This window comes from Enterobacter sp. HG048, from assembly GCF_024702055.1.
GTDB classification, from domain to species: domain Bacteria; phylum Pseudomonadota; class Gammaproteobacteria; order Enterobacterales; family Enterobacteriaceae; genus Enterobacter; species Enterobacter dykesii.
The window spans coordinates 60,633-86,436 of the sequence record NZ_JANLIZ010000001.1 but is presented as its reverse complement, the minus strand read 5'-3'; the positions used below and the strand labels follow the sequence as shown (position 1 = coordinate 86,436).

Sequence of the window (25,804 nt, the reverse complement as noted above, 5' to 3'; positions counted from 1 at the left end):
TGCGGAGAAATTGTCATGAGTCGTAAACAACTGGCCCTGTTCGAACCGTCATTAGTTCGCCAGGCGCTCATGGATGCGGTGAAAAAGCTGAGCCCGCGCGTGCAGTGGCACAACCCGGTGATGTTTATTGTCTGGGCGGGAAGCGTCCTGACCACCGCCCTGGCGATTGCCATGGGAACGGGCCACATGCCGGGGAATGCGATGTTTACCGGCGCCATCAGCCTGTGGCTGTGGTTTACCGTGCTGTTCGCCAACTTTGCGGAAGCGCTGGCGGAAGGCCGGAGTAAAGCCCAGGCCAACAGCCTGAAAGGGGTGAAGAAAACCGCCTTCGCGCGCAAGCTACGTGAACCGAAATATGGCGCGCAGATGGACCACGTTCCGGCTGATGAACTGCGTAAAGGCGATGTAGTACTGGTAGAGGCCGGTGACATTATCCCTTGCGACGGTGAAGTCATCGAAGGGGGCGCCTCGGTGGATGAAAGCGCCATTACCGGGGAGTCCGCGCCGGTGATCCGTGAGTCCGGCGGCGATTTCGCCTCCGTGACGGGCGGGACGCGCATTCTCTCCGACTGGCTGGTGATCCAGTGCAGCGTTAACCCGGGTGAAACCTTCCTCGACCGGATGATCGCCATGGTGGAAGGCGCCCAGCGCCGTAAAACGCCAAACGAAATTGCCCTGACCATCCTGCTGGTGGCCCTGACCATCGTCTTCCTGCTGGCAACCGCGACCCTGTGGCCCTTCTCCGCCTATGGCGGCACCGCGGTGACCGTCACGGTGCTGGTGGCGCTGCTGGTCTGCCTGATCCCCACCACCATTGGTGGCCTGCTGTCAGCCATCGGCGTAGCCGGCATGAGCCGTATGCTCGGTGCCAACGTCATCGCCACCAGCGGGCGTGCGGTTGAAGCCGCCGGTGACGTGGATGTCTTACTGCTGGATAAAACCGGGACCATTACCCTCGGCAACCGCCAGGCGTCAGATTTTTTACCCGCCCCGGGCGTGGATGAAAAAACGCTGGCGGATGCCGCACAGCTCTCTTCGCTTGCCGATGAAACCCCGGAAGGCCGCAGCATCGTGATCCTCGCCAAGCAGCGCTTTAACCTGCGCCAGCGCGACGTTCAGAGCCTGCACGCCACTTTCGTGCCCTTCACGGCGCAAACCCGCATGAGCGGAATTAACATTCAGGATCGCATGATCCGTAAAGGCTCTGTTGACGCCATCCGTCGCCACATTGAGGCCAACAACGGCCACTTCCCGCCGGAAGTGGACAGCCTGGTCGAAAGCGTGGCCCGTCAGGGGGCGACCCCGCTGGTGGTGGCCGAAGGCGCGCGCGTGCTCGGGGTAATAGCCCTGAAGGACATCGTCAAAGGCGGCATCAAGGAGCGCTTTGCCCAGCTGCGTAAAATGGGGATCAAAACGGTGATGATCACCGGGGATAATCGTCTTACCGCCGCGGCGATTGCCGCCGAAGCGGGCGTGGATGATTTTCTTTCCGAAGCCACACCGGAAGCCAAGCTGGCGTTGATTCGTCAGTATCAGGCGGAAGGCCGTCTGGTGGCGATGACGGGCGACGGTACCAACGATGCCCCTGCCCTGGCGCAGGCCGACGTGGCGGTGGCGATGAACTCCGGTACCCAGGCGGCAAAAGAGGCGGGCAACATGGTCGACCTCGACTCTAACCCGACCAAGCTGATTGAAGTGGTGCACATTGGCAAGCAGATGCTGATGACGCGCGGGTCGCTGACCACGTTCAGTATCGCCAACGACGTGGCGAAATATTTCGCCATCATTCCGGCCGCGTTTGCTGCGACCTACCCGCAATTAAACGCGTTGAACGTGATGCACCTGCACTCTCCGGCCTCGGCCATTCTGAGCGCAGTGATCTTTAACGCCCTGATTATTGTCTTCCTGATCCCGCTGGCGCTGAAAGGCGTGAGCTATAAGCCGCTCACGGCCGCCGCCATGCTGCGCCGCAACCTGTGGATTTACGGCCTGGGCGGGCTGGTGGTGCCCTTCATCGGTATCAAGGTTATCGACCTGCTGTTGACGCTGTTCGGCCTGGTTTAAAAGGTGAATCAAATGACGATGTTACGCCCCGCTATACTTCTGTTTATTCTGCTGTCTCTCATTACCGGCGGGCTGTACCCGCTGGTGACCACAGCGCTGGGCCAGTGGTGGTTTAAGGATCAGGCTAACGGCTCGCTGATACTGCAAAACGGTGAAAACCGCGGTTCGCGCCTGATTGGTCAGAACTTTACGGATGCCCGTTACTTCCAGGGACGCCCTTCCGCCACTGCCGAAAGCCCGTATAATCCGATGGCCTCTGGCGGCAGTAACCTGGCGGGCAGCAACCCCGAGCTGGACAAAGCCGTTGCTGAGCGCGTGGCAGCCCTGCGCGCCGCGAATCCGCAGGCCAGCCGTGAGGTGCCCGTGGAGCTGGTGACCGCCTCGGCCAGCGGGCTGGACTACAGTCTGACGCCGGCAGCGGTGGCATGGCAGATCCCGCGCGTTGCCGCCGCCCGTCAGCTGACCGTCGAACAGGTGAGCCAGCTGGTTGCAGAGCACACGCAAAAGCCGCTGGTCAGCTTCATCGGCATGCCCGTGGTGAATATTGTTGAGTTGAATCTGGCGCTGGACGCGCTAAGGAAAAACTAAATGACCGACGAGCCCATGCGCCCGGATCCGGACAGGCTGCTTGAACAGACGGCTGAAGCCCATCGCGGCAAACTGAAAATTTTCTTTGGCGCCTGCGCAGGCGTCGGGAAAACCTTCGCCATGCTGACGGAAGCCCAGCGGCTACGGGCGCAGGGGCTCGATATTCTGATCGGCGTGGTCGAAACCCACGGACGCAAAGAGACCGCATCCCTGCTGAAGGGGCTGGCTACCCAGCCGCCCCGCCGCATAAGCCATCGCGGTCGGTTAGTTACCGAATTCGATCTTGATGCCGCCCTCGCCCGCCGTCCCGCCCTTATCCTGATGGACGAGCTGGCGCACAGCAATGCGCCAGGCTCACGCCATCCAAAACGCTGGCAGGATGTTGAAGAGCTGCTCGAAGCCGGCATCGATGTATTCACGACGGTAAACGTTCAGCATCTGGAGAGCCTGAACGACGTGGTGAGCGGCGTGACCGGTATTCAGGTGCGCGAGACGGTGCCCGACCCCTTCTTTGATTCTGCCGATGAAGTGGTGCTGGTCGACCTGCCCCCTGACGATTTGCGCCAGCGCCTGCATGAAGGCAAGGTCTATATCGCCGGCCAGGCCGAGCGCGCCATCGAACACTTCTTCCGAAAAGGCAACCTGATTGCCCTGCGCGAGCTGGCCCTGCGTCGTACTGCCGATCGCGTCGACGATCAGATGCGCGCCTGGCGTGACCTGCAGGGCCAGGAACGCGTCTGGCATACGCGAGATGCCATCCTGCTGTGCGTAGGCCACGGCAGCGGCAATGAAAAGCTTGTTCGCACCGCCGCTCGCCTGGCGGCTAAATTTGGCAGCGTCTGGCATGCGGTGTATGTCGAAACGCCGCAGCTGCACGCGCTGCCCGAAAACCAGCGTCGCGCTATTCTGAGCTCGCTGCGCCTGGCGCAGGAGCTGGGTGCCGAAACCGCCACCCTTTCCGATCCTCAGGAAGATAAAGCCATCCTGCGCTACGCCCGTGAGCACAACCTGGGGAAAATCGTGATTGGCCTTCGCCAGCATCGCCGCTGGTTTAGCCGCGAATCGTTTGCCGACAAGCTGGCCCGCCGCGCGCCGGATCTGGATCTGGTGATCGTGGCGCTGGATGATAAGCCCACGCCGTTACCCAGCCGCGCGCCGGACAGCCGTGCCTTCAGCGATAAATGGCGCATTCAGCTGCGCGGCTGTCTTGTCGCCGTCGTGCTCTGCGCCCTGATTACGGTGATTGCCAGCCAGTGGCTGATCGCGTTTGATGCCGCCAACCTGGTGATGATCTACCTGCTTGGCGTAGTGGTGGTGGCGCTCTTTTACGGGCGCTGGCCGTCGGTCCTGGCGACGGTGATCAACGTCATCAGCTTCGATCTGTTCTTTATTGCCCCCCGCGGGACGCTCGCCGTCTCGGATGTGCAGTACATCCTCACCTTTGCGGTGATGCTCACCGTCGGGCTGGTGATCGGGAATCTGACGGCGGGCGTGCGCTACCAGGCGCGTATTGCCCGCTATCGCGAGCAGCGCACGCGCCATCTCTATGAGATGTCGAAATCGCTGGCAGTGGGACGCACGCCGCTGGATATCGTGCAGACCAGCGAGCAGTTTATTCGCTCGACGTTTCATGCCAGCAACCTGATTTTGCTCCCGGACGAACACGGCAAGCTGCGCCCGCTGACGTCCGCCACAGGCATGACGCCCTGGGACGAAGCCATCGCGCGCTGGAGCTTTGATAAAGGGTTACCTGCAGGTGCAGGGACCGACACCCTGCCCGGCGTGCCCTATCAAATTCTGCCCCTGCGCAGCGCCGATAAAAATCAGGGGCTGGTGATTGTTGAGCCCTCAAACCTGCGCCAGCTGATGATCCCCGAACAGCAGCGGCTGCTGGAGACCTTTACGCTGCTGGTTGCCAGCGCGCTGGAGCGGCTGGCCCTCACCGCCAGCGAAGAACAGGCCCGGCTGGCGAGCGAGCGTGAAAGCATTCGTAACTCGCTGCTGGCGGCGCTGTCTCACGATCTGCGAACCCCGCTCACCGTCCTGTTTGGTCAGTCAGAAATCCTGACGCTGGACCTGGCGGCGGAAGGCTCTAAACACGCGCTTCAGGCCAGCGAGATCCGCCAGCATGTGCTGAATACCACGCGTCTGGTGAATAACTTGCTTGATATGGCGCGTATCCAGTCAGGCGGTTTTAACCTCAAAAAAGAGTGGCTCACGCTTGAAGAGGTGGTGGGCAGCGCCCTGAAAATGCTCGAACCCGGTCTGGGTGGGCGACATATCGCGCTGAACATGCCCGAGCCCCTGACCTTAATTCACGTTGATGGTCCGCTGTTTGAACGGGTGCTGATCAACCTGCTGGAAAATGCCGGCAAATATGCGGGCGCCAGCGCGCAAATAGGCGTGGATGCGACGGTGGACGATGGCACGCTTCACCTTGACGTCTGGGATACCGGACCCGGCATTCCCGCCGGGCAGGAGCTGGCTATTTTCGAAAAATTCGCACGCGGCAATAAGGAGTCGGCCATTCCGGGCGTGGGGCTGGGGCTGGCGATTTGCCAGGCAATCATTGACGTCCACGGTGGGTCCATCTCCGCCGAGAATCGTCCCGAAGGCGGCGCGCGGTTTTGTGTTACACTTCCTCTTGAAACCCCGCCAGAACTTAATGAATTACCAGAGGATTTGTGATCAACGTTCTGATTGTTGAAGATGAGATCGCCATTAGCCGTTTTCTGCGCGCTGCGCTGGAAGGGGACGGTCTGCGCGTTCACGATGCGGGCACGCTTCAACGGGGCTTAATTGAAGCCGCCACCCGCAAGCCGGACCTGGTGATCCTCGATCTTGGGCTGCCGGACGGCGACGGCATCGATTTTATCCGGGAAGTTCGTCAGTGGAGCCAGATGCCCATCCTCGTGCTCTCCGCCCGTACGGAAGAGACGGATAAAATCGCGGCGCTGGATGCCGGGGCGGATGACTATCTGATTAAACCGTTTGGTATCGGGGAGCTGCAGGCTCGCCTTCGCGTGGCGCTGCGTCGCCACAGCGCCACCGCGCCTGCCGATCCAACCTACGCGTTTGGTGATATCCGGGTTGACCTGGCCGCGCGGCGTATTGTGCGCGGTGAAGAAGAAATCCATCTGACGCCAATAGAATTTCGCCTGCTCGCCGTTCTGCTCAACAACCACGGCAAGGTTCTCACCCAACGCCAGCTGTTAAGCCAGGTGTGGGGGCCCAACGCGGTGGAACATAGTCATTATTTACGCATATATATGGGACATCTTCGTCAGAAACTCGAAGTTGACCCCGCTCGCCCTCGCCATTTATTAACTGAAACCGGTATCGGTTATCGGTTTATGCTTTGAATAACTATTCATTTTATTTTTAAATAAAATCGAAATACCTCAGACAATATTTCATAAATAATCCATACGTTATTTTTACGGGTTATTTTTGCTCATTTAAAACATTGTTAACACATTCCATTAACGTAACACCAACAAACCAGAGTTTTGATCTGAGATATTCATCTAAAACGAATATTTATTTCTGATTTGATCGGTTAACGGTGATCTACCTCACGGTTAATCGCCTTTTCCTGGATAAAATGACCATGCTTTCAATTACTGAAAGGAAAATGAAACATGGAAAACAACAATCGCTTAATGCCCCATATAAGGCGGACAACACATATCATGATGTTTGCCCACCGAAACTGCTTTGACTTTCATCTCTTTAATGCCCGGTAGTCCTTCGACTTCTGGCGCACTCGCTTACAGGTTATCCTGAAACACCTTATTTTACAGGCTATTGCCTGTGAACTCGTGCGCTCATTCATTTTAATTCAGACTCATCCGCACCGGGCGGACTGAATTGCAATTATCAAAAAAGCAATTTACTGATTTTAATCAGCGGCCACCCTTTGCTTTTTTTCCGGAAAATTATCGATTTCTTTCTTGCAAGAAATCGAGGGACGCTTATTACCTAAAATAAAGAGAGAAAGATGAAAAGTTTAAAAATCGCAGCCAGCCGTGCATGTCCGGATTGCTTTACTACCCAGCGAGAACTGGTAGATGTCCGCGCCTCTGATTATATTGATGTTGCCGCCATTGTTCTGGCGGTCACGGATATTGCCAGCGGTATCCTGGACGAAATAGAAGCCACTGGTTTTGGCATTCCTGTTTTTGTCGCGACGCATAAAGAGGAATTCATTCCGGCAGACTATTTATCGCGCATTCACGGCGTATTTGAGTATTCAGACACCAGCAACGAATTTTATGGACGCCAGCTGGAAGCGGCAGCCCAGAAGTATGAAACCCAGCTGCGCCCGCCGTTTTTCCGCGCCCTTGTCGACTATGTGAAACAGGGCAACAGCGCGTTTGACTGCCCAGGGCATCAGGGTGGACAGTTCTTCCGCCGTCATCCTGCCGGTAATCAGTTTGTCGATTTCTTTGGTGAGACGCTTTTTCGCTCCGACCTGTGTAACGCCGACGTGGCGATGGGCGATCTGCTGATCCACGAAGGCGCGCCGTGCATCGCCCAGCAGCATGCGGCAAAGGTCTTTAATGCCGATAAGACCTACTTCGTGCTGAATGGCACCTCGTCATCCAACAAAGTGGTGCTTAACGCCCTGCTCACCCCGGGGGACCTGGTGCTGTTTGACCGTAACAACCACAAATCTAACCATCACGGTGCCCTCCTCCAGGCTGGCGCAACGCCGGTCTATCTGGAAACCGCGCGCAACCCGTACGGCTTTATTGGCGGCATTGACGCCCACTGTTTTGAAGAAAGTTATCTGCGCGAGCTGGTGGCAGAGGTGGCGCCTGGCCGTGCACGCGATGCGCGTCCGTTCCGTCTGGCGGTGATCCAGTTGGGCACCTACGATGGCACCATCTATAACGCCCGTCAGGTGGTGGATAAGATTGGGCACCTCTGTGATTACATCCTGTTTGACTCCGCCTGGGTGGGTTACGAGCAGTTTATTCCGATGATGGCCGACTGCTCTCCGCTGCTGCTGGAGCTGAACGAAAACGATCCGGGGATCCTGGTCACCCAGTCCGTGCATAAACAGCAGGCCGGCTTCTCGCAGACCTCGCAAATCCATAAGAAAGACAGCCACATCAAAGGGCAACAGCGCTATGTCCCGCATAAGCGGCTGAACAATGCCTTTATGATGCACGCCTCCACCAGCCCGTTTTATCCGCTGTTCGCCGCGCTGGACATTAACGCCCGCATGCATGAAGGCCAGAGCGGCCGCAACATGTGGATGGACTGCGTGGTGAACGGTATCGAAGCGCGCAAGCTGATTCTGGAGAACTGCCGGTATCTGCGCCCCTTCGTGCCGGAGACGGTGGATGGCCGTCCGTGGGAAAGCTGGGACACGGCGGACATTGCGACCGATCTGCGCTTCTTCCACTTCGTACCGGGTGAAAACTGGCACGCTTTTGAAGGCTACGCTGAACATCAGTACTTTATCGACCCGTGTAAGCTCCTGCTGACCACGCCGGGTATTAACGCCCGCACCGGGGAATATGAGGACTTCGGCGTGCCCGCCACTATCCTCGCCAACTTCCTGCGTGAAAACGGCATCGTGCCGGAAAAATGCGATCTCAACTCGATCCTGTTCCTGCTCACGCCTGCGGAAGATATGGGAAAACTGCAGCAGCTGGTGGCGCAGCTGGTGCGCTTCGAAAAACTGCTCGAGAGCGATGTTCCGCTGAAAGACGTCCTGCCTTCTCTCTACAAACAACATCCGGAACGTTACGCGGATTACACCCTGCGCCAGATCTGCCAGGAGATGCATGACCTGTACGCCCGCCACAACGTGAAACAGCTGCAGAAAGAGATGTTCCGCAAGTCTCACTTCCCGCGCGTGATGATGAACCCGCAGGACGCGAACTACGCCTATCTGCGCGGTGAGGTTGAGCTGGTCTCACTGCGCGACGCGGAAGGCCGCATCGCCGCCGAAGGCGCCCTTCCTTATCCACCGGGGGTACTGTGCGTGGTTCCAGGGGAAGTCTGGGGCGGTTCCGTGCTGCGCTACTTTGCCGCGCTGGAAGAAGGCATCAATCTGCTGCCGGGCTTCGCGCCGGAGCTGCAGGGTGTGTACGTCGAGGAGTGCGAGGGTCGCAAACTGGTTCGCTGTAACGTCATCAGACAACCCGCTGCTCAGCCCGCGCTGCTGAAAGGAGAGAAATTATGAGTAAGTCCAATAAGATGGGCGTGGTGCAGCTGACCATCCTCACCATGGTGAACATGATGGGCTCCGGGATTATCATGCTGCCTACCAAACTGGCAGAGGTGGGCACCATCTCTATCATCTCCTGGCTAGTGACGGCAGTCGGTTCAATGGCGCTGGCGTGGGCGTTTGCCAAGTGCGGAATGTTCAGCCGTAAGTCAGGCGGCATGGGCGGCTATGCCGAATACGCTTTTGGCAAGTCGGGCAACTTTATGGCCAACTATACCTACGGCGTGTCGCTGCTGATCGCCAACGTGGCGATTGCCATCTCCGCCGTGGGTTACGGTACGGAGCTGTTTGGCGCGACGCTCAGTCCTGTGCAAATTGGGCTGGCGACCATCGGGGTGCTGTGGATCTGTACCGTAGCTAACTTTGGCGGCGCGCGTATCACCGGACAGCTCTCCAGCATCACCGTCTGGGGCGTGATTATCCCGGTTGTCGGCCTGTGTATCATCGGCTGGTTCTGGTTTAGCCCGACCCTCTACGCCAATTCCTGGAACCCGCACCACGTGCCGTTCTTTACCGCAGTCGGCTCTTCTATCGCCATGACGCTCTGGGCCTTCCTGGGTCTGGAATCCGCCTGCGCGAACGCGGAAGTGGTAGAGAATCCAGAAAAGAACGTGCCGATTGCGGTCCTCGGCGGCACGCTGGGCGCGGCGGTGATCTATATCGTCTCGACGAACGTGATTGCCGGGATTGTGCCAAACATGGATCTGGCCAACTCCACGGCGCCGTTCGGGCTGGCCTTCGCGCAGATGTTCACTCCGGAAGTCGGGAAAGTAATCATGGGTCTGATGGTCATGTCCTGCTGCGGTTCACTCCTCGGCTGGCAGTTCACCATCGCACAGGTGTTTAAATCCTCGGCTGATGAAGGTTACTTCCCAAAAATCTTCTCCCGCGTGACCAAAGCGGATGCGCCGGTGCAAGGCATGCTGGCGATTGTTATCTTCCAGAGCGGATTGTCGCTGATGACCATTAGCCCGTCGCTGAACAGCCAGTTCAACGTGCTGGTCAACCTGGCGGTGGTGACGAACATCATTCCGTATATTTTGTCGATGGCAGCGCTGGTGATTATTCAGAAGGTGGCGAAGGTGGATCCACGCAAAGCGCGTGCGGCCAATATCGTGGCGCTGATTGGGGCAATCTACAGCTTCTACGCGCTCTACTCATCCGGCCAGGAAGCGATGCTGTATGGCGCGATGGTGACCTTTATGGGCTGGACGCTGTACGGTCTGGTATCGCCGAGATTTGAATTGAAGAATAAGCATAGTTAAAAAAAGGGAGCCATTCGGCTCCCTTTTTTCATTCTTACGCGTTTTTCAGCACTTCGCTGACAATCTCTACCGCTTCTTTCTCAATCTGCTGACGGTGCTCAGCGCCGAGGAAGCTTTCGCAATAGATTTTATACGCATCTTCCGTACCGGACGGACGCGCGGCGAACCAGCCATTGTCGGTCATCACTTTCAGACCACCAATGGATGCGCCGTTGCCCGGTGCCGCCGTCAGACGCGCGGTGATAGGATCGCCTGCCAGGGTACTTGCGCTGACCATCTCCGGAGAGAGCCTGGACAGGGCCGCTTTCTGGGCTGACGTCGCGCTAGCCTGAATACGGTTATAGCTTGGTGCGCCAAAGCGTGCCGCCAGGTCGTTGTAATGTTCCTGCGGGTTCTTACCGGTGACCGCGGTGATCTCCGCCGCCAGCAGGCACATGATGATGCCGTCTTTATCGGTTGACCATGGCGTGCCGTCGAAACGCAGGAAAGATGCGCCCGCGCTCTCTTCACCGCCGAAGCCGAAACTGCCGTCGTGCAGACCGTCAACGAACCATTTGAAGCCCACCGGCACTTCCACCAGCTTGCGGCCCAGCGCCTCGACCACGCGGTCGATCATCGCGGAGGAAACCAGCGTTTTACCGACGGCCACCTCTTTGCCCCACTGCGGGCGGTGCTGGAACAGATAGTTAATTGCAACAGCCAGATAGTGGTTCGGGTTCATCAGCCCGGCAGGCGTGACGATACCGTGACGGTCATAATCCGGATCGTTAGCAAACGCCAGATCGAATTTGTCACGCAGCGCCAGCAGGCCCGCCATCGCGCACTCGGAGGAGCAGTCCATACGGATCGCACCGTCTTTGTCGAGGTGCATAAAGCGGAAGGTCTGATCGACGTGATCGTTCACGATGGTCAGATCAAGCTTGTAATGCTCGGCGATACGTTTCCAGTATTCGATACCGGAGCCGCCCAGCGGATCCACGCCCAGCTTCAGGCCGGCTTTCTGGATGGCCGCCATATCGACGATATCCGCCAGTCCTTCCACGAACGGCTGAACCAGATCCTGCTCTTTCACGTGACCGGACGCCATAGCAGCATCCAGAGAAATGCGCTTCACGCCTTTCAGACCATCCGCCAGCAAGGCGTTCGCACGATCTTCCACCACTTTGGTGACGTTGGTGTCAGCCGGGCCACCGTTAGGCGGGTTGTATTTGATACCGCCGTCTTCCGGCGGGTTGTGGGATGGCGTGATAACGATACCGTCAGCCAGCGCGCCACCTTTTTTGTTGTGCACCAGGATGGCGTTAGAGATCGCAGGCGTTGGGGTGAAGCCGTTGTTCTCCTGAACAATCACATCGACACCGTTTGCCGCCAGCACTTCCACAACAGAGATGAACGCCGGTTCAGACAGGGCATGGGTATCTTTCCCCACGTAGCACGGACCGGTAACGCCGTTTTTAGCGCGCTCTTCCGCAATGGCCTGAGCAATGGCCAGAATGTGCGGTTCGTTAAAGCTGTGGCGCGCCGCGCTGCCGCGGTGACCAGATGTACCAAACTTCACTGCGTGTTCTGCGTTGCCCACGACCGGTTTCAGCACGTAATACTGCGCGGTCAGCTGAGCGACGTTAATCAAATCGCTTTGTTGTGCAGGTTGGCCTGCACGGCTGTGATTTGCCATTACCGGGTCCTTCTGATGCAAGGGTTAAATTGTACCGCAAACCTTTTCAATCAATTCCGCCGGGAACTGCATGGACTGCATGATGTGTTCAATCATGCTGCACTTGCGGCCCGTATTGGTATTGGTGATCACCCAGTACGGGGTGCCAGGGACATGTTTAGGTTTGGTTTGGTTGCCATTTTGCAGCAGCGTCTGTTCGTCACCCGCGAAATAGACGCGAGTGCGACCGTGCAGCGACTCGGTCGCTTCAGCAAACGCTTTGTTATCCAGTGAGTAAAGTGTAGATAGCACCAGCATAAAGCGGTTAACCGCCTTTTTCTGCTCCGCGTATTCATCGGAGAGCAGCAGCTCGCGCATCGCGCGCACTTTATCTTTTGCCGGCGTCACGGCAGGTTTTGCTTGCGCAACTACGCTCGGCTGAGACACGACATCTTTGGTGACTGGGGTAGCAGGCTGTGAAGCGGCGGAAATTTTAAGCATGCGCCGTAAAATGTCGGACGCGCTCTCCCCGATATGCCGCGTCTGGCTGGCAATATACTGATAGAGTTCGTCATCAACTTCGATTGTTTTCATCTTAATCCAGTGCGATATCTTATCTGAATACAAGTCATTGGGATTATAAGGTCAAATCCCAACAGCGGATAGCGTCAAACCAGGTTGGCAGCAAAAGTCAGATTAAACTGGAACCTTGCAGCCGGGCGGCAGAATGGTCAACATGATACCCTAACCTGACATACGTAAAAAAAGAACTTTGCCATGAAATTGAATACCCGAGCGCAAACTGCACAATCGCCGAACAATAATTCTCCCATCGTACTGGTTCACGGGCTTTTTGGCAGTCTGGATAACCTGGGCGTGCTGGCGCGCGATCTGGTTACCGACCACGATATTTTACAGGTCGATATGCGCAATCACGGTCTTTCCGGGCGTTCCGACGAGATGACCTACGCGGCAATGGCGCAGGATCTGCTGGATACGCTGGATGCCCACGACCTGCAAAAGGTGACCCTCATCGGGCATTCAATGGGTGGCAAAGCGGTGATGGCCCTGACGGCACTGGCCCCGGAGCGTATTAACGGTCTGGTGGTGATTGACGTCGCGCCCGTGGATTATGACGTTCGCCGTCACGACGAGATTTTTGCCGCCATTAATGCGGTCACAGAAGCGGGTGTTGCGACGCGCCAACAGGCAGCCGCCGTCATGCGTGAGCATCTTGATGAAGAAGGCGTCGTCCAGTTCTTGCTGAAGTCGTTTGTTGACGGACAATGGCGTTTTAACGTGCCGGTGCTCTGGGATCAATACAATAACATCGTGGGCTGGGAAACCGTCCCCGCCTGGCCACACCCTACCCTTTTTATTCGCGGCGGAAACTCGCCTTACGTAACCGACGCGTACCGCGACACTCTGCTGGCCCAATTCCCGCAGGCGCGCGCCCACGTGATTGCCGGTGCCGGGCACTGGGTGCATGCGGAAAAACCGGATGCTGTGCTGCGCGCCATTCGCCGCTATCTTGCTGATACTGCAAATTGATTAAAAAGAAAGCGACTGGAAGGCTGCGGGCTTCCAGTCGTTGGCGTGCCGTTTTCGGTGATGTATGATGGCGCGCTTATCGCCCAGGCATTAGCAGGGCGGCGTATTTCCCCCGAAGTCTCAGAATCATGGCCAAAGAACAAACGGACCGTACGACACTAGATCTGTTCGCGAATGAGCGTCGACCGGGACGACCGAAGACGAATCCGCTTTCGCGTGATGAACAGCTGCGTATCAATAAACGCAACCAGCTTAAACGCGACAAAAATCGTGGGCTTAAGCGTGTCGAACTGAAGCTTAATGCCGACGCCGTCGATGCGCTGAACGAGCTGGCTGACGCGCGTAATATCAGCCGCAGCGAGCTCATTGAAGAGATGTTGCTCGTCCAGCTTGAGACGTTACGCAGCCAGGCATAAGTCTGAAAATCCCCTTTAACGCCCTTTTCATGTAGCACAGAGTGCAGTCCTGCGCGATAGCTGTTTCCGCAGGGTTGCCAGTTCTGCTATTATTGCCCTTATCCGTGGCCGAATTGCGCCACCATACTATTAAGTTTCAAGAGGTTATTTTACTCATGGCAATCATCGGCATTTTCTTTGGCAGTGATACCGGCAATACCGAAAATATCGCAAAAAACATTCAAAAACAGCTCGGTAAAGACGTTGCTGATGTGCATGACATCGCTAAGAGCAGCAAAGAAGATCTGGAAGGCTATGACATTCTGCTGCTGGGTATCCCAACCTGGTACTACGGTGAAGCCCAGTGCGACTGGGATGATTTCTTCCCGACGCTGGAAGAAGTGGACTTCAACGGTAAGCTGGTCGCGCTGTTTGGCTGTGGCGATCAGGAAGACTACGCCGAATACTTCTGTGACGCGCTGGGTACCATCCGCGATATCATTGAGCCGAACGGTGCAGTGATCGTAGGCCACTGGCCGACCGCCGGTTACCACTTCGAAGCGTCCAAAGGCCTGGCTGATGACGATCACTTCGTAGGTCTGGCCATTGACGAAGACCGTCAGCCAGAGCTCACAGCAGAGCGCGTTGAGAAATGGGTGAAGCAGATCCGTGAAGAACTGCACCTGGATGATATTCTGAACGCCTGATTTTATCGCGGCGCAACTGCGGTTGCGCCCATGCCCCAGGTCAAACCGATTAAATTAATCGCTACAATCTTTTAACTTTTTCGCCCAGACCTGTACAATGTCTCCCTGATAAAACGTGGTTTTCAATTGAGCAAGTTTGTTGGTGATACCACGTTTTTATAAGCATATTTTGCCTGAGACTTGCAGTTTTCATTTAGCCATGGCAGTTCTATAATGAGACGCATTATCCCGGGTGCATTTTCTGTCACTTCCCACAGAAGTGAATCGTTTAGCAACAGGACAGATTCCGCATGACTGACAACAATACCGCACTAAAGAAGGCTGGCCTGAAAGTTACGCTTCCTCGGTTAAAAATCCTTGAAGTGCTTCAGGGTCCAGACAATCACCATGTCAGTGCGGAAGACCTTTATAAACGTCTTATCGACATGGGTGAAGAGATTGGGCTGGCTACCGTCTATCGCGTGCTGAACCAGTTTGATGACGCGGGCATTGTTACCCGTCATAATTTCGAAGGCGGTAAATCTGTTTTCGAACTGACCCAGCAGCACCACCACGATCACCTGATCTGCCTCGATTGCGGCAAGGTCATTGAATTTAGCGATGATTCCATTGAATCACGCCAGCGTGAAATCGCGGCGCGTCATGGCATCCGCCTGACGAACCACAGCCTGTACCTTTACGGTCACTGCGCTGAAGGCGACTGCCGCGAAGACGACCACGCGCACGACGCGAAATAATAAGATTCATACTCTGAGCCAGCCGCAAGGTTGGCTTTTTTTTGCCTGAAAAAAGCCCGGTAAGCGCAGAGCCACCGGGCATAATAACAGCGAATTAGTTACTGTTATTGCTTCGTATTTCTTTCCAAATCTGCTCGCAACGCTTCGCCACTTCCTGATCGTTACCGGTTTTACGCGCCTGGATACAGGCCTGATAATCCATTACGCGGACGTTCTCCTGCGTCGCGAACTGCTCGTGCGCTTTCTCTTTCTTCAGCACGTTCAGCACGCTCTGACAGGCTTGAATTTTCTCCGGCGATCCTTCCGCAGTATTTATACAGGCGCTATAGGCCTCCTTCAGACGGGAGTCCTCTTCCGGTGCCTCACTCTGAGCACACGCCACCAGCCCTGATGCCAGCAGCGCGACGATTACGATTTTTTTCATCATATGCAGTCTCCATACCGGCGGGACTCGGCCCGCCGGGGCGTTCATCAGAAGATGGTGAATGGGGCGATAACCATGAATTTCACGTCACGTTCATCCTGGAAGATGTTGCCGTAACCGCCTGCATAGCTCGGGATATCGGAGTGGTTGTCATACTGAGTGAAGTGCAGTTTGAACATTGTGCCTTTCGCGCGGCCATCCTGTAGGGTATAGATAGCATCGAGGCTGTACGCAGACTCTTTCAGGCGATAGTTGGGATCGTAGTATGCATCCGGCGTGGCCATATCGGCAGGTTTTGCGTCCCAGGCGTAAGCGTAAGAAGCGCCCACCGCCCAGCCAGGCAGGTTCCAGTTTTTCAGATCGTACATTGCGCCAAAGAAGACCGCTTTCTCGCCGTCGGCGTTGAAGTCTGAGCGGTTATCCCACCAGATATCAAGACGACCGTTGGATGAGGCGTAGGTCGGGGTCATACGCTGCAGGAAGTAGCCCTGCTGCCCTTCCGCCTTCACCCATGTGCCTTCCAGACGCAAATCAACCTGACCAACCTTGTAGCCGAAGGTTAACGCCTGCAGCCACGCGGTGCCGTCATAAATGTCGTTGACGCCACCGTTGCTGACTTTATCGCGCGTACCGTAGAACTGGTAGCTGGTGCTCAGCGGGCTACCCGCGACATCGAATTTATAGCTGGCCTTGGCAAAGTACTGATCGATATAGCCCTGCGCCTGACCAAATGCCGCTTCCAGCACCAGATCGTTTTTGAAGTCGTACTTCGCGCCCAGCGAGTGCAGGTAATCGACTTTGGTTTTTTTATCGTTCTGGTAGAACTTGTCCATTTCGATGTGCCACGGTGCTTTGTACTCATTGGTCCACATATAGGAGAAGCTCAACGCACCCGCATCACCGTAGTCAAAGTTCGCCCCGGCTTCTGCACCCTGATAGGTACCCGGCATAAAGCTCCAGTGCGGTGCTAACAGGGTCTGACCGGTTGGCTGAATATAACCACCGCGCGCCCAAACCGGACCGTATTTAAATTTTGCAGCGGCTTTGTAAAGGCTGATGCCGCTCTTATCCCCGGACCAGTCTTCTTTATAGGCTTTATTACTGGAGGAGAAGGCAATTTCGTTCGGGTGGGCGCTGTCGCCGTTTTCCGCCATTTCAATCGCGGTGAACGCAGCAATATCCAGACCGAACATATCCGCAGCATAGCCTGACTGGAAGTCCAGGTTGGCGTTCCAGGTGGAGTGAGAAAGGTTGGTTTTGTATTTATCTTCAGTGACGTCTTTACGGTCACGTTCACGCTGCCAGTAATAAATACCGCCCGTGAGGGTAGAATCATCGATGAAGCCCGCCGCTTTCGCCTCTGGTGTCATCACCAGGCCCGACATTGCTGTCACACCGGCAATAGCCAGCGCCAGCGCACTACGTTTGCCACTGAACGTACGCATAGATTATTCCTCTTTGACGAATTAAAACGCCTGAAGCGGCGTAAATAAAAAAGACCAAATGGTCAGGGATAGCTTTAAATACCCTCGAATTAACTACCGTCCTTAGGTTATTTTTCGCGACGCGAATTATCAATGCTTTTTAGCTGACAAAAGTCAGGATTATGACGAAGTGCACATAATTGGTAGTGCTTTGTAACATTTATGGAGAGGCGAGAAATGGCGGGGAATTATCAGGTATTTCAGTGACTAGACGTGGAACATTCTCCTTTTTTTATAACCTTTTTAATTTCCGTAATGATACAAACTTTTTTTTGAAAAATAAGTAGCACCTCATTGACCTGATATTTTTATCACGCCTTTTTAGGTCCTGTCTTAATACCCTGATCGCTAAATAAAAAAACGCCGCATAGTGCGGCGTTTGTCTCTCATTGACCAGACCAGCAATATTATTCGCCGATCTTCGTCCAGGTATCACGCAGACCTACGGTACGGTTGAATACCGGTTTTTCCGCCGTGCTGTAACGACTGTCCAGGCAGAAGTAACCTTCACGTTCGAACTGGAACGCTTTGCCCGCTTCAGCGGCTTTCAGAGAAGGCTCCGCATAACCCTGCTTGATCACCAGAGATTCCGGGTTGATGGTCGCCAGGAAGTCTTCCGCTGCACCTGGGTTAGGCACGCTGAACAGACGATCGTACAGACGAATTTCTACCGGCAGCGCGTGGGAAGCGCTCACCCAGTGAATAACGCCTTTCACCTTGCGGCCATCCGCCGGATCTTTGCTCAGCGTTTCAGCGTCATAGGAACAGAAGATGGTGGTGATATTCCCTTCCGCATCTTTCTCTACGCGCTCGGCTTTGATGACGTAGGCATTACGCAGACGCACTTCTTTTCCCAGCACCAGACGCTTGTACTGCTTGTTGGCTTCTTCGCGGAAGTCAGCGCGGTCAATCCAGATCTCACCGCTGAACGGCACGTCACGGCTACCCATTTCCGGTTTGTTCGGATGGTTAGGCATGGAGACCAGCTCGCTTTCACCCTGCGGATAGTTTTCGATAACCAGTTTCACCGGGTCGATAACGGCCATCGCGCGCGGGGCGTTTTCGTTGAGGTCTTCGCGAATGCAGGATTCAAGGGAAGCCATCTCGATGGTGTTGTCCTGCTTGGTCACGCCGATGCGTTTGCAGAACTCACGAATAGAGGCAGCAGTGTAACCACGGCGGCGCAGACCGGAGATGGTCGGCATACGTGGGTCATCCCAGCCTTCAACGTGCTTGTCGGTCACCAGCAGGTTCAGCTTACGCTTGGACATCACGGTGTATTCCAGATTCAGACGAGAGAACTCGTACTGGCGTGGATGCACAGGAATGGTGATGTTATCCAGCACCCAGTCGTACAGACGACGGTTGTCCTGGAACTCCAGCGTACACAGGGAGTGCGTAATGCCTTCCAGCGCATCGCTGATGCAGTGGGTAAAGTCGTACATCGGGTAGATGCACCACTTGTTGCCGGTCTGGTGGTGTTCCGCAAACTTAATGCGGTACAGCACCGGATCGCGCATCACGATGAACGGAGACGCCATGTCGATTTTGGCACGCAGGCACGCTTTGCCTTCTTCGAAGCCGCCGGCACGCATTTTTTCAAACAGCGCCAGGTTCTCTTCCACGCTGCGATCGCGGAACGGGCTGTTTTTGCCCGGCGCGGTCAGCGTACCGCGATATTCACGGATTTCATCAGCAGACAGTTCGTCAACGTACGCCAGACCTTTATTGATCAGTTCAACCGCGTAGGCGTACAGCTGATCAAAATAGTCAGAGGAGTAGCAGATATCGCCAGACCAGTTGAAGCCCAACCATTGCACGTCGTTCTTGATGGACTCAACGTATTCGATGTCTTCTTTTACTGGGTTGGTGTCATCGAAACGCAGGTTGCACTGTCCCTGGTAGTCTTGCGCAATGCCAAAGTTCAGGCAGATGGACTTCGCATGCCCGATATGCAGGTAGCCGTTCGGCTCCGGCGGGAAACGGGTATGAATTGTGGTGTGCTTACCACTGGCCAGATCTTCATCGATGATCTGACGAATAAAGTTACTCGGGCGGGCTTCTGCCTCACTCATCGTGGATTCCTCAAAGCGTAAACAACGTATAACGGCATATGATCTTATAAGCCGGACGTAGTGACAACCCTTAAAACGTCTCTGAAGAAAATAATGGGGGCTTTTGCTGCAAAAAAAAGCGGCGGAGGATATCCCCCGCCGCTTAAGGCATGACTCTACTCAGGAGCGATTACTTGCCTTTAATCTCGTACAGCGGTGTTTGACCCGCAACAACCTGACCTTTCGCCTGAATGACCAGGCCACTGAAGTCGTCGATGTTGCTGCAAACGACCGGGCTTATCATGGAGCGCGCGTTGGCGTTCAGGAAGTCCAGATCCATTTCCAGAATCGGCTGCCCGGCCACCACTTCAGCGCCCTCTTCCACCAGGCGAGTAAAGCCCTGACCGTTCAGCGCAACGGTATCGATACCCATATGGACAACGATCTCCGCGCCATTTTCGGTTTCGAGGCAGAACGCGTGGTTGGTGTTGAAGATTTTCACGATGGTACCGGCCGCCGGAGACACAACGGTTTTGTCCGTTGGTTTCACCGCCACACCGTCACCAACCGCTTTGCTGGCGAAGGCTTCGTCAGGCACCTGCTCAATCGCAACGACTTCACCGGTTACCGGTGAAACCAGCGCGGCTACCGTTTTGGCGTTCGGTACCGCCTGCGGTTTTGCGGCCGCTGGCGCGGCGGCAGGTGCGGCAGAAGCTTCTGCTGCGGCTACCGGACCAGTGGTTTTCATGGCGTTAGCAATTTTCTCTGCCACGAAGCCAACGATAATCTGCACGCTGGTTTTGTTCAGGCGGATAACGCCGGAAGCACCCAGACGTTTGGCCAGCGCTTCGTTCACCAGGGAAGAGTCTTTGACGTTCAGACGCAGACGAGTGATACAGGCGTCGATACCGGTCAGGTTATCAGAACCGCCGATAGCGGCGATGTACTGACGCGCCAGACCTGATACGTCCTGATCCTGAGCACCGCTCACGTTCACATCCTGACCATCCGCTTCGCTACCGGCCACGGCCAGTTCACGACCCGGGGTCATCAGGTTGAATTTGGTGATAGTGAAACGGAACACTACGTAGTAGATCGCGAAGAACACCAGACCTTGCGGGATCAGCATCCACCAGTGGGTCGCCAGCGGGTTACGGGACGAAAGCACCATATCCACCAGACCGGCGCTGAAGCCGAAACCGGCAATCCAGTGCATGCTGGCAGCGATGAACACGGAGATACCGGTCAGCACGGCGTGGATCACATACAGAACCGGCGCCACGAACATGAAGGAGAACTCCAGCGGCTCGGTAATACCGGTGAAGAAGGCCGCAAACGCCCCCGCCATCATGATACCCAGCACTTTCGCTTTATTCTCTGGACGTGCGCAGTGGTAGATAGCCAGCGCAGCACCCGGCAGACCAAACATCATGATCGGGAAGAAGCCCGCCTGGTAACGACCGGTGATACCGACAACCGCTTTACCTGCTTCGATGGACTGTGCGCCACCCAGGAAGTTAGGGATATCGTTAATACCGGCAACGTCGAACCAGAATACGGAGTTCAGCGCGTGGTGCAGACCGACCGGGATCAGCAGACGGTTGAAGAACGCGTACACGCCTGCACCGACGGAGCCCAGTTTCTGGATGTGCTCACCGAAGTTCACCAGACCGTCGAAGATCATTGGCCAGACGTACATCATGATGAACGCGACAACGATCATCACAAACGAGGTCAGGATAGGAACCAGGCGGCGACCGCTAAAGAAGGAGAGCGCTTTTGGCAGCTCTACGCTGCTGAAGCGGTTATACAGTTCGGCGGAGATGATACCCACAAGGATACCGACAAACTGGTTGCTGATCTTCCCGAATGCCGCCGGAACCTGGTCCGCCGGAATTTTTTGGATCATGGCCACCGCTGCTGGCGAGCAGAGGGTGGTTAACACGAGGAAACCGACAAAACCGGTCAGCGCAGCGGCACCGTCTTTGTCTTTAGACATACCGTAAGCCACACCAATCGCGAACAACACGGACATGTTGTCAATAATGGCGGAACCTGACTTGATAAAGAACGCCGCCAGCGCGCTGGTATTACCCCAGCCGTTGGGGTCGATCCAGTAGCCGACACCCATCAGGATGGCTGCGGCAGGCAGCGTGGCGACCGGCACCATAAGTGCGCGACCAACCTTTTGTAAATAACCTAGAATACTCACTTTCTTCCCCCTATGAGACCCCGTTTAAGGCATGTTCTCAGCTCTGTTTTTTATTGTGTCACGAACTATAGATACAGTTGATGCTTCACTGGCATTGTGAGTGTGTGAAAAATTAATTCGTATCGCAAATTAAACGCGTACTTTTTGTGATTTTTGTCACCAAATATCGTTATTCACCCTCCCTTATACTGGCTAACAGCGAAAACTTATTTTATCATTCAAAAAATCAAGACGGATTGATCCGGCCTGAAAGTTTCCAGGTTACGCTTAAGTATCAGGTTCCGATAGCCATCCGCCCACTCTTCTACTTTAACTCTTGAGGTGAACAATGAGACTGATTCCCCTGGCAACTGCTGAACAAGTCGGTAAATGGGCCGCTCGCCATATCGTTAACCGTATTAACGCCTTTAAACCGACCGCCGATCGTCCTTTCGTTCTTGGACTTCCGACAGGCGGCACGCCGCTGACAGCCTATAAGGCGCTGGTTGAGATGCATAAAGCAGGCCAGGTTAGCTTCAAACATGTTGTGACCTTCAATATGGATGAATACGTTGGCTTACCTAAAGACCATCCGGAAAGCTACCATAGCTTTATGCACCGCAATTTCTTTGATCACGTTGATATTCCATCTGAAAATATTAACCTGCTGAATGGAAACGCGCCTGATATTGACGCAGAATGCCGTCAGTATGAAGAAAAAATCCGTTCTTACGGTAAGATCCACCTGTTCATGGGGGGTGTAGGCAATGATGGTCATATCGCGTTTAACGAACCGGCGTCATCTCTGGCTTCCCGCACCCGTATTAAAACGCTGACCCATGACACGCGCGTGGCAAACTCCCGCTTCTTTGATGGCGATGTTAACCAGGTTCCAAAATACGCCCTGACCGTTGGCGTGGGCACCCTGCTGGATGCCGAAGAAGTGATGATTCTGGTGCTGGGTGGCGTGAAAGCGCAAGCGCTCCAGGCTGCCGTTGAAGGCAACGTAAACCACATGTGGACCATCAGCTGCCTGCAGCTGCATCCGAAATCAGTCATCGTCTGCGACGAACCGTCCACGATGGAGCTGAAGGTAAAAACGCTGAAATACTTTAACGAGTTAGAAGCCGAGAACATCAAAGGTCTGTAATTGAATAACCGCCTCTTCATCAAGAGGCGGCCGCTTTTTTTAACCGGGGGTCGTTATGTACGCTTTAACCCACGGTCGGATTTATACCGGCCATGACATTCTGGATGACCATGCGATTGTTATCGCTGATGGCCTGATTGAACGTGTTTGCCCGCTGGCAGAACTGCCGCCGGAGATTGAACAGCGCTCACTCAATGGAGCAGTAATCTCCCCCGGTTTCATCGACGTACAGCTCAACGGCTGCGGCGGTGTGCAATTCAATGACACCGCGGATGCGGTGACGGTCGAAACGCTGGAGATCATGCAGAAAGCCAACGAGAAATCGGGCTGCACCAGCTATTTGCCAACGCTCATCACCAGCAGTGATGACCTCATGAAGCAGGGTATCCGCGTGATGCGCGAATACCTGGCCAAACATCCTAACCAGGCGCTGGGTCTTCATCTTGAAGGGCCATGGCTAAATATGGTCAAGAAAGGAACGCATAACCCGAATTATGTGCGTAAACCGGATGCGGAGCTGGTTGACTACCTGTGTGCAAACGCCGATGTGATCACCAAAGTGACGCTGGCGCCCGAAATGGCGGGTACGGATGTGATCAGCAAACTGGCTGGTGCCGGGATTATCGTTTCAGCAGGCCACTCAAACGCGACGCTGAAAGAAGCGAAAGCCGGTTTCCGCGCGGGCATTACCTTCGCAACGCACCTTTACAACGCCATGCCGTATATCACAGGCCGTGAACCGGGTCTGGTCGGGGCGATTCTGGATGAACCAGACGTCTACTGCGGCATTATTGCTGACGGCTTACACGTCGATTATACCAACATTCGCAACGCTAAGCGGCTGAAAGGTGACAAGCTTTGTCTGGTGACGGATGCCACCGCACCGGCAGGTGCAAATATTGAGCAGTTCATTTTTGCCGGTAAAACAATATACTACCGCAATGGGCTGTGTGTGGATGAAAACGGTACGCTGAGTGGTTCCTCTTTAACCATGATTGAAGGGGTGCGTAACCTGGTTGAACATTGCGGGATTGCGCTTGATGAAGTCCTGCGTATGGCAACCCTTTATCCGGCGCGCGCAATGGGCGTGGATAAACAGCTCGGCGGAATTGCACCAGGTATGGTTGCAAACCTGACGGCATTCACACACGATTATAAAATTATTAAGACCATCGTTAATGGTAACGAGGTCGTCACTGAGTAAGTAAAAGTATGACACCTGGCGGACAAGCTCAAATCGGTAATGTCGATCTCGTTAAACAACTTAACAGTGCGGCGGTATACCGCCTGATTGACCAGCACGGACCCATCTCGCGAATTCAGATAGCCGAACAGAGCCAGCTTGCTCCCGCCAGCGTGACAAAAATTACCCGCCAGCTCATTGAGCGCGGTCTGATCAAAGAAGTCGATCAGCAGGCCTCCACCGGGGGCCGCCGCGCCATCTCCATTATTACTGAAACCCGCAATTTCCAGGCCATTGGCGTCCGTCTGGGCCGTCATGACACCACGCTCACGCTGTACGATCTGAGCAGTAAAGCGATTGCGGAAGAGCACTACCCTCTTCCGGAGCGCACTCAGGAAACGCTGGAGCATGCGCTGCTGAATACCATCGCGCAGTTTATTGAAAGCTGTCAGCGCAAGATCCGCGAACTCATTGCCATCTCCGTGATTCTGCCCGGTCTGGTCGACCCGGAAAGCGGCGTGATCCGCTATATGCCGCACATTCAGGTTGAAAACTGGGGGCTGGTCGACGCGCTGGAAAAGCGTTTTAAGGTGACCTGCTTCGTGGGCCACGACATTCGCTCTCTGGCGCTGGCAGAGCACTACTTTGGTGCGAGCCAGGACTGTGAAGACTCTATTCTGGTGCGCGTACACCGCGGAACGGGCGCCGGTATTATCTCTAACGGCCGTATTTTTATTGGTCGAAACGGTAACGTCGGCGAGATCGGCCACATTCAGGTTGAACCCCTCGGGGAGCGCTGTCACTGCGGCAATTTCGGCTGCCTTGAAACCATCGCGGCTAACACCGCTATCGAGCAGCGCGTTCGTCATCTCCTTGAGCAGGGTTATCAAAGCCGCGTCACGCTGGACGATTGCAAGATAGGCACCATCTGCAAAGCCGCCAATAAAGGCGACGCGCTGGCCTGTGAAGTGATTGAGCAGGTAGGACGCCACCTGGGGAAAACCATCGCCATCGCCATTAACCTGTTTAATCCGCAAAAAGTGGTGATCGCCGGTGAAATTGTGGAGGCGGAAAAGGTGCTGCTCCCCGCCATTGAAGGCTGTATTAACACCCAGGCGCTGAAAGCATTCCGCCAGAACCTCCCGGTGGTTCGTTCAAAGCTTGATCATCGCTCGGCGATTGGCGCGTTCGCGCTGGTCAAACGCGCCATGCTCAACGGAATTCTGCTGCAGCATTTGCTGGAAAGTTGATCGGACCTTATAGTAACGCCTTCTTTTTTTGATGTCGGACTGTCCATGACCATTAAGAATGTAATTTGTGATATCGACGGCGTGCTGATGCACGACAACGTTGCCGTGCCGGGTGCTGCGGAGTTTCTACACCGCATCATCGACAAAGGAATGCCTCTGGTTCTGCTCACGAACTACCCTTCCCAAACCGGTCAGGACCTGGCTAACCGCTTTGCCACGGCGGGCGTCGACGTTCCGGACAGCGTGTTTTATACCTCGGCAATGGCCACGGCGGATTTTCTGAAGCGTCAGGAAGGGAAAAAAGCCTACGTGGTGGGTGAAGGTGCGCTGATACACGAGCTGTACAAAGCTGGCTTTACCATCACTGACGTGAACCCGGACTTTGTGATTGTCGGCGAAACGCGCTCCTTTAACTGGGAGATGATGCATAAAGCAGCATACTTTGTCGCCAGCGGCGCACGCTTTATCGCCACCAACCCGGATACGCACGGCCGTGGTTTTTATCCGGCCTGCGGCGCGCTGTGCGCCGGTATCGAGAAAATCTCTGGTCGTCAGCCGTTTGTGGTCGGTAAACCGAGCCCGTGGATTATTCGTGCCGCGCTTAACAAGATGCAGGCCCACTCTGAAGAAACGGTTATTGTCGGCGACAACCTGCGCACCGATATTCTGGCCGGGTTCCAGGCGGGTCTGGAGACGATTCTGGTCCTCTCCGGCGTCTCTCAGCTTGATGACATTGACTCAATGCCGTTCCGTCCAAGCTGGATTTACCCCTCCGTCGATGAAATCGACATTATCTGATACCGAACCACGCCTCAGGGCGTGGTTTTTCATTTATAGCCTGCACAAATAAAACCCCATCTAAT

Annotated in this window: 21 protein-coding genes; 15 read left to right on the top strand and 6 right to left on the bottom strand. The window is 55.2% G+C overall.

All coding sequences use genetic code 11. The features are described from left to right. The first annotated feature begins 15 nt into the window (after window positions 1–15). The 7 genes from kdpB to potE all read left to right on the top strand — a co-directional run bounded on the left by kdpB (window position 16) and on the right by potE (window position 10,161). On the top strand, window positions 16–2,064 hold the full coding sequence (kdpB, locus tag NUX24_RS00440; protein WP_045286153.1) for a potassium-transporting ATPase subunit KdpB: 2,049 nt from the start codon (window positions 16–18) through the stop codon (window positions 2,062–2,064). 12 nt (window positions 2,065–2,076) lie between these two features. Further along, the gene (gene kdpC / locus NUX24_RS00435; RefSeq protein WP_126328032.1) at window positions 2,077–2,652 is read left to right on the top strand and encodes a potassium-transporting ATPase subunit KdpC; all 576 of its coding nucleotides are present in this window, start codon (window positions 2,077–2,079) and stop codon (window positions 2,650–2,652) included. Beyond that, window positions 2,653–5,340, top strand: coding sequence for a two-component system sensor histidine kinase KdpD (kdpD, locus tag NUX24_RS00430; RefSeq protein WP_257829171.1), 2,688 nt, complete (start codon window positions 2,653–2,655; stop codon window positions 5,338–5,340). It begins immediately after the preceding gene. Next, on the top strand, window positions 5,337–6,014 hold the full coding sequence (gene kdpE / locus NUX24_RS00425; RefSeq protein WP_257829169.1) for a two-component system response regulator KdpE: 678 nt from the start codon (window positions 5,337–5,339) through the stop codon (window positions 6,012–6,014). Before kdpD ends, kdpE begins: the two co-directional genes overlap by 4 nt. 279 nt (window positions 6,015–6,293) lie before the next feature. Beyond that, the gene (gene speFL, locus NUX24_RS00420) at window positions 6,294–6,398 is read left to right on the top strand and encodes a leader peptide SpeFL (RefSeq protein WP_003858645.1); all 105 of its coding nucleotides are present in this window, start codon (window positions 6,294–6,296) and stop codon (window positions 6,396–6,398) included. A 254-nt stretch (window positions 6,399–6,652) separates the two neighbouring features. Continuing rightward, window positions 6,653–8,851 carry an ornithine decarboxylase SpeF gene (gene speF / locus NUX24_RS00415; RefSeq protein WP_257829166.1) on the top strand — a complete coding sequence of 733 codons (2,199 nt, stop codon included), beginning with the start codon at window positions 6,653–6,655 and terminating at the stop codon, window positions 8,849–8,851. Further along, window positions 8,848–10,161, top strand: coding sequence for a putrescine-ornithine antiporter (gene potE / locus NUX24_RS00410; RefSeq protein WP_014831099.1), 1,314 nt, complete (start codon window positions 8,848–8,850; stop codon window positions 10,159–10,161). Before speF ends, potE begins: the two co-directional genes overlap by 4 nt. 34 nt (window positions 10,162–10,195) lie before the next feature. Here potE and pgm read toward each other — a convergent pair whose 3' ends face one another. Beyond that, the gene (pgm, locus tag NUX24_RS00405) at window positions 10,196–11,836 is read right to left on the bottom strand and encodes a phosphoglucomutase (alpha-D-glucose-1,6-bisphosphate-dependent) (RefSeq protein ID WP_126328029.1); all 1,641 of its coding nucleotides are present in this window, start codon (window positions 11,834–11,836) and stop codon (window positions 10,196–10,198) included. Between the two features lie 24 nt (window positions 11,837–11,860). Next, entirely contained in the window at window positions 11,861–12,409 is a 549-nt protein-coding gene (gene seqA, locus NUX24_RS00400) for a replication initiation negative regulator SeqA (protein ID WP_008501070.1), read from the bottom strand. Between the two features lie 183 nt (window positions 12,410–12,592). Here seqA and ybfF point away from each other — a divergent pair, with 183 nt between their 5' ends. From ybfF to fur, 4 genes are all read left to right on the top strand, one after another. After that, window positions 12,593–13,366: an esterase gene (gene ybfF / locus NUX24_RS00395; RefSeq protein WP_214576221.1), complete on the top strand. Its 774-nt coding sequence runs from the start codon at window positions 12,593–12,595 to the stop codon at window positions 13,364–13,366. Between the two features lie 128 nt (window positions 13,367–13,494). Next, window positions 13,495–13,782 carry a LexA regulated protein gene (ybfE, locus tag NUX24_RS00390; RefSeq protein ID WP_028019455.1) on the top strand — a complete coding sequence of 96 codons (288 nt, stop codon included), beginning with the start codon at window positions 13,495–13,497 and terminating at the stop codon, window positions 13,780–13,782. 155 nt (window positions 13,783–13,937) lie between these two features. Then, window positions 13,938–14,468 carry a flavodoxin FldA gene (fldA, locus tag NUX24_RS00385; RefSeq protein ID WP_008501067.1) on the top strand — a complete coding sequence of 177 codons (531 nt, stop codon included), beginning with the start codon at window positions 13,938–13,940 and terminating at the stop codon, window positions 14,466–14,468. A 290-nt stretch (window positions 14,469–14,758) separates the two neighbouring features. Then, complete coding sequence (gene fur / locus NUX24_RS00380) at window positions 14,759–15,205, top strand: ferric iron uptake transcriptional regulator (RefSeq protein WP_010428651.1); 447 nt, start codon at window positions 14,759–14,761, stop codon at window positions 15,203–15,205. Between the two features lie 94 nt (window positions 15,206–15,299). Here fur and chiQ read toward each other — a convergent pair whose 3' ends face one another. The 4 genes from chiQ to nagE form a co-directional block, all read right to left on the bottom strand. Continuing rightward, on the bottom strand, window positions 15,300–15,629 hold the full coding sequence (gene chiQ / locus NUX24_RS00375) for a ChiQ/YbfN family lipoprotein (RefSeq protein WP_257829968.1): 330 nt from the start codon (window positions 15,627–15,629) through the stop codon (window positions 15,300–15,302). Window positions 15,630–15,676: 47 nt separating this feature from the next. Further along, entirely contained in the window at window positions 15,677–17,074 is a 1,398-nt protein-coding gene (gene chiP, locus NUX24_RS00370; protein WP_047650588.1) for a chitoporin, read from the bottom strand. Window positions 17,075–17,520: 446 nt separating this feature from the next. Continuing rightward, window positions 17,521–19,188: a glutamine--tRNA ligase gene (glnS, locus tag NUX24_RS00365; RefSeq protein WP_032649541.1), complete on the bottom strand. Its 1,668-nt coding sequence runs from the start codon at window positions 19,186–19,188 to the stop codon at window positions 17,521–17,523. A 169-nt stretch (window positions 19,189–19,357) separates the two neighbouring features. After that, window positions 19,358–21,379, bottom strand: a complete 2,022-nt coding sequence (gene nagE / locus NUX24_RS00360; protein ID WP_126328027.1) for an N-acetylglucosamine-specific PTS transporter subunit IIBC — start codon at window positions 21,377–21,379, stop codon at window positions 19,358–19,360. 328 nt (window positions 21,380–21,707) lie between these two features. Between nagE and nagB the strand changes: the two genes are divergently transcribed. From nagB to nagD, 4 genes are read left to right on the top strand one after another with little or no spacing between them, the layout of a single operon-like run. Beyond that, complete coding sequence (gene nagB / locus NUX24_RS00355; RefSeq protein WP_023310765.1) at window positions 21,708–22,508, top strand: glucosamine-6-phosphate deaminase; 801 nt, start codon at window positions 21,708–21,710, stop codon at window positions 22,506–22,508. Window positions 22,509–22,563: 55 nt separating this feature from the next. Then, the gene (gene nagA / locus NUX24_RS00350) at window positions 22,564–23,712 is read left to right on the top strand and encodes an N-acetylglucosamine-6-phosphate deacetylase (RefSeq protein WP_047650586.1); all 1,149 of its coding nucleotides are present in this window, start codon (window positions 22,564–22,566) and stop codon (window positions 23,710–23,712) included. A gap of 8 nt (window positions 23,713–23,720) precedes the next feature. After that, window positions 23,721–24,941 carry an N-acetylglucosamine repressor gene (locus tag NUX24_RS00345; RefSeq protein WP_021242995.1) on the top strand — a complete coding sequence of 407 codons (1,221 nt, stop codon included), beginning with the start codon at window positions 23,721–23,723 and terminating at the stop codon, window positions 24,939–24,941. Between the two features lie 45 nt (window positions 24,942–24,986). Then, window positions 24,987–25,739 carry a ribonucleotide monophosphatase NagD gene (gene nagD, locus NUX24_RS00340; protein WP_023310763.1) on the top strand — a complete coding sequence of 251 codons (753 nt, stop codon included), beginning with the start codon at window positions 24,987–24,989 and terminating at the stop codon, window positions 25,737–25,739. The last annotated feature ends 65 nt before the right edge of the window (window positions 25,740–25,804 follow it).

Coding starts and splice junctions, on each gene's coding strand:
- kdpB (WP_045286153.1), top strand. CDS start 16: ATGAGTCGTAAACAACTGGCCCTGTTCGAACCGTCATTAGTTCGCCAG.
- kdpC (WP_126328032.1), top strand. CDS start 2,077: ATGACGATGTTACGCCCCGCTATACTTCTGTTTATTCTGCTGTCTCTC.
- kdpD (WP_257829171.1), top strand. CDS start 2,653: ATGACCGACGAGCCCATGCGCCCGGATCCGGACAGGCTGCTTGAACAG.
- speFL (WP_003858645.1), top strand. CDS start 6,294: ATGGAAAACAACAATCGCTTAATGCCCCATATAAGGCGGACAACACAT.
- speF (WP_257829166.1), top strand. CDS start 6,653: ATGAAAAGTTTAAAAATCGCAGCCAGCCGTGCATGTCCGGATTGCTTT.
- potE (WP_014831099.1), top strand. CDS start 8,848: ATGAGTAAGTCCAATAAGATGGGCGTGGTGCAGCTGACCATCCTCACC.
- pgm (WP_126328029.1), bottom strand. CDS start 11,836: ATGGCAAATCACAGCCGTGCAGGCCAACCTGCACAACAAAGCGATTTG.
- seqA (WP_008501070.1), bottom strand. CDS start 12,409: ATGAAAACAATCGAAGTTGATGACGAACTCTATCAGTATATTGCCAGC.
- ybfF (WP_214576221.1), top strand. CDS start 12,593: ATGAAATTGAATACCCGAGCGCAAACTGCACAATCGCCGAACAATAAT.
- ybfE (WP_028019455.1), top strand. CDS start 13,495: ATGGCCAAAGAACAAACGGACCGTACGACACTAGATCTGTTCGCGAAT.
- fldA (WP_008501067.1), top strand. CDS start 13,938: ATGGCAATCATCGGCATTTTCTTTGGCAGTGATACCGGCAATACCGAA.
- fur (WP_010428651.1), top strand. CDS start 14,759: ATGACTGACAACAATACCGCACTAAAGAAGGCTGGCCTGAAAGTTACG.
- chiQ (WP_257829968.1), bottom strand. CDS start 15,629: ATGAAAAAAATCGTAATCGTCGCGCTGCTGGCATCAGGGCTGGTGGCG.
- chiP (WP_047650588.1), bottom strand. CDS start 17,074: ATGCGTACGTTCAGTGGCAAACGTAGTGCGCTGGCGCTGGCTATTGCC.
- glnS (WP_032649541.1), bottom strand. CDS start 19,188: ATGAGTGAGGCAGAAGCCCGCCCGAGTAACTTTATTCGTCAGATCATC.
- nagB (WP_023310765.1), top strand. CDS start 21,708: ATGAGACTGATTCCCCTGGCAACTGCTGAACAAGTCGGTAAATGGGCC.
- nagA (WP_047650586.1), top strand. CDS start 22,564: ATGTACGCTTTAACCCACGGTCGGATTTATACCGGCCATGACATTCTG.
- NUX24_RS00345 (WP_021242995.1), top strand. CDS start 23,721: ATGACACCTGGCGGACAAGCTCAAATCGGTAATGTCGATCTCGTTAAA.
- nagD (WP_023310763.1), top strand. CDS start 24,987: ATGACCATTAAGAATGTAATTTGTGATATCGACGGCGTGCTGATGCAC.